At 64.4% G+C, this 2,972-nt stretch carries 5 protein-coding genes; all 5 read left to right on the plus strand.

Translation table 11 applies throughout. The features are described from left to right. Nucleotides 1-336, plus strand: a 336-nt coding sequence (locus AC3FOF_RS44430) for a phospholipase effector Tle1 domain-containing protein (RefSeq protein ID WP_488730302.1), incomplete at its 5' end; no start/stop codon positions are given. Next, a complete protein-coding gene (locus tag AC3FOF_RS44435; protein WP_488730303.1) occupies nt 321-908 on the plus strand; it encodes a DUF3304 domain-containing protein in 588 nt (195 codons plus the stop codon). The genes AC3FOF_RS44430 and AC3FOF_RS44435, both read left to right, overlap by 16 nt. Further along, nucleotides 905-1,246: a hypothetical protein gene (locus tag AC3FOF_RS44440; protein ID WP_488730304.1), complete on the plus strand. Its 342-nt coding sequence runs from the start codon at nt 905-907 to the stop codon at nt 1,244-1,246. Before AC3FOF_RS44435 ends, AC3FOF_RS44440 begins: the two co-directional genes overlap by 4 nt. A gap of 12 nt (nt 1,247-1,258) precedes the next feature. Beyond that, a complete protein-coding gene (locus AC3FOF_RS44445; protein ID WP_276267791.1) occupies nt 1,259-1,837 on the plus strand; it encodes a DUF3304 domain-containing protein in 579 nt (192 codons plus the stop codon). After that, the coding region (locus tag AC3FOF_RS44450) for a T6SS phospholipase effector Tle1-like catalytic domain-containing protein (protein ID WP_488730305.1) at nt 1,834-2,972 on the plus strand (1,139 nt) is incomplete at its 3' end. The genes AC3FOF_RS44445 and AC3FOF_RS44450, both read left to right, overlap by 4 nt.

The following is a 2,972-nucleotide window of genomic DNA, read 5'->3' on the forward strand; positions in this document are numbered from 1 at the left end:
CTGTTCGACACCGTGGCGTCGGTGGGCGCCGCGCAAGGGCTGATGTCGGAGCTGGCCAACGGCCACGGCGGCTGGGCGCAGCCGCGCGACCTGCGCATTCCCGGCCCCAGCGTGGTCACGCGCTGCCTGCACCTGGTGTCGGGGCACGAGGTGCGCGGCTCGTTTCCGGTGGACGTGGCCTCCGGGCCCAACGTGGAGGAGGTGGTCTACCCCGGCGTGCATTCCGACCTGGGCGGCGGCTACCGGCCCGGCGAGCAAGGCCGCGGCGTGACCGACGATGCGAAGCTGTCGCCCGGCAAAGCCACTCACTGGAGGATGCAATGCGTAACGCTCTGACACACTTCCTGCAGATCGCCCTGCTGTTCGCGCTGGCGGCTTGCAAGCCGTCCGATGCGCCCGCCGCCGCAACAGCACACGAAGACACCATGGTGCCGCTGCGAGTCAGCATCCTCAACTACACCGATGACTATATCGACGAGGTGTACGTCAACCGCTCCTGGGCCGGTGGCGTGGTCGCGCACTCTGGTGGGGGGAAGGTCGCTGGCTCTGCGGAGGTGCCCCCCCGATGGGATCCGAACTACAAGCTCACCGTCCGCTGGCGCACCGAGCCGCTCTATCTCAAGAACCCCGACGCGTTCTTTGAGCGCGAGGTAGCCACAGAGCCTTACCAGAAGGACGAACGAGACCGCATGGCGACTCTCTGGATTGCGTTCTTCCCCAGAGGCGTCGTCAAACTCTACCCCGCGTTTGTCGGCCCAGGTAACCCCGATTTCCCGGAGGGACTGCTTGCTCCAAAACTGCAATGTCGCAAGGAGCACCCCGGTAGTGCGCATTGTGAAGGTCCACCCCAACTCTGGGACCTCATGAGAAAGGGCAAGGCCGCCCACATGGAGGACAAAACACCATGACGATTTCCCGACTGCCTGACAATGTGAGCGAAAACCCGTGGACCCTCACGCAGAACGAGCGCCGGGGCATCACTTGCACCGAGTCGCCCGACGACGCCATGTCGTGCCAGCGCACGTTGTATCTCGGCTTTTTCTTCGACGGTACGCGCAATAACCGTAAGTACGACACGGAGCACGAGTCCCATAGCAATGTCGCGCGGCTGTACGACGTCTTCGACGAAGCGCGTCAAGGGTTGATGTCAGAGCTGGCCAACAGCCACGGCGGCTGGGCGCTGCCGCGCGACCGACGACGCGAAGCTGATCCGCATCGGCCGCGCGTCGCCCCGCACATCCACTGACGGGGGAACACGATGCGTAACGCTCTGACACGCTTTCTGCAACTCACCCTGCTGCTCGCGCTGACGGCCTGCAAGCCATCCGATGCGCCTGCTTCTGCGCACGACGACACCATGGTGCCGCTCCGGGTCAGAATCCTCAACTACACCGACGACTATATCGACGAGGTGTACGTCAACAGCTCCTGGGCCGGTGGCATGGTCAAGCACTCGGGCGGTGGCGGTGCTGGGTCTGCGCAAGTTCCCCGCCAATGGGACCCAAACTACAAGCTCACCGTCCACTGGCGCACCGAGCCGCTCTACCTCAAGAACCCTGACGCGTTCTTTGAGCGCGAGCTGGCCACGCAACCCTATCAGGTGGATCAGCGCGGGCGCATGACCTATCTCTGGGTGACCTTTTTTCCAGGCGGCGAAGTCAAGCTCTTCCCTACTTTGGTTGGTCCAGGGCATCCCGATTTTCCGGAGGGACTGCTCGAGCCAAAACTGCAATGCCGCAAGGAGCACCCCGGTAGTGAGTACTGTGAAGGTCCCACTCAGCTCTGGGATCTCATGAGAAAGGGCAAGGCTGCCCACACGGAGGACAAAACACCATGACGATTTCTCGACTGCCCGACAACGTGAGTGCTAACCCGTGGGCACTCACGGCAAACGAGCGCAGGGGCGTTACTTGCACCGAGTCGCCCGATGACGCCATGTCGTGCCAACGCACCTTGTATCTCGGCTTTTTCTTCGACGGCACGCGCAATAACCTCTATTACGACAAGAAGCACGAGTCCCATAGCAATGTCGCTCGGCTGTACGACATCTTCGACGACGAAATCAAATCCGGCGAAGACCGCAAATACCGCTATCGAACCTATGTCCCCGGCGTCGGCACCGAATTCTGGAAAGGCGTTGGCGATGCCGGTGTGGGCTTGCACGCTGCCGCTGGCGCCGCCGCCGGCTGGGGCGGCGAGGCCCGCATCAACTGGGCGTTGCTACAACTTCAAAACAACCTCCATAGCTATGCCTTCGGCGACCAACCACTGACCGTAGAAGCCGAAGACCTCGCCCTCGTCAAACAAATGAGCGCCGACATCAACTTCAAGCGCATGCGCATGCGCTTTCCTGATGGCAAGGGGCCGCCCACGCCCAAGACGCCTGACGACGTGAAGTTGCGCAAGGATGTGTCACCTGCGCAGGCCCTTCAAGCCATCGCCAGCACCCAGTGGCGCGACACCGAGATCGACGGCCGCCGCACCGTGCTGGCCAAGCGCCGCGCCGAGCTGCTCGACAAGCTCAAACCGGTGCTGACAGGCAAGCTGCCCCGGCTGGCGCGCATCCGCATTTCCGTGTTCGGCTTCTCGCGCGGCGCGGCCGAGGCGCGCGTGTTCGTCAACTGGATGCGCGAGCTGCGCGATGAGCCCCGCGGACCGATGCGCATTTGCGGCGTGCCGGCCACCGTGGATTTCCTGGGCCTGTTCGACACCGTGGCGTCGGTGGGCGCCGCGCAAGGGCTGATGTCGGAGCTGGCCAACGGCCACGGCGGCTGGGCGCAGCCGCGCGACCTGCGCATTCCCGGCCCCAGCGTGGTCACGCGCTGCCTGCACCTGGTGTCGGGGCACGAGGTGCGCGGCTCGTTTCCGGTGGACGTGGCCTCCGGGCCCAACGTGGAGGAGGTGGTCTACCCCGGCGTGCATTCCGACCTGGGCGGCGGCTACCGGCCCGGCGAGCAAGGCCGCGGCGTGAC

This window comes from Cupriavidus sp. 96C5-1 (assembly GCF_057798855.1).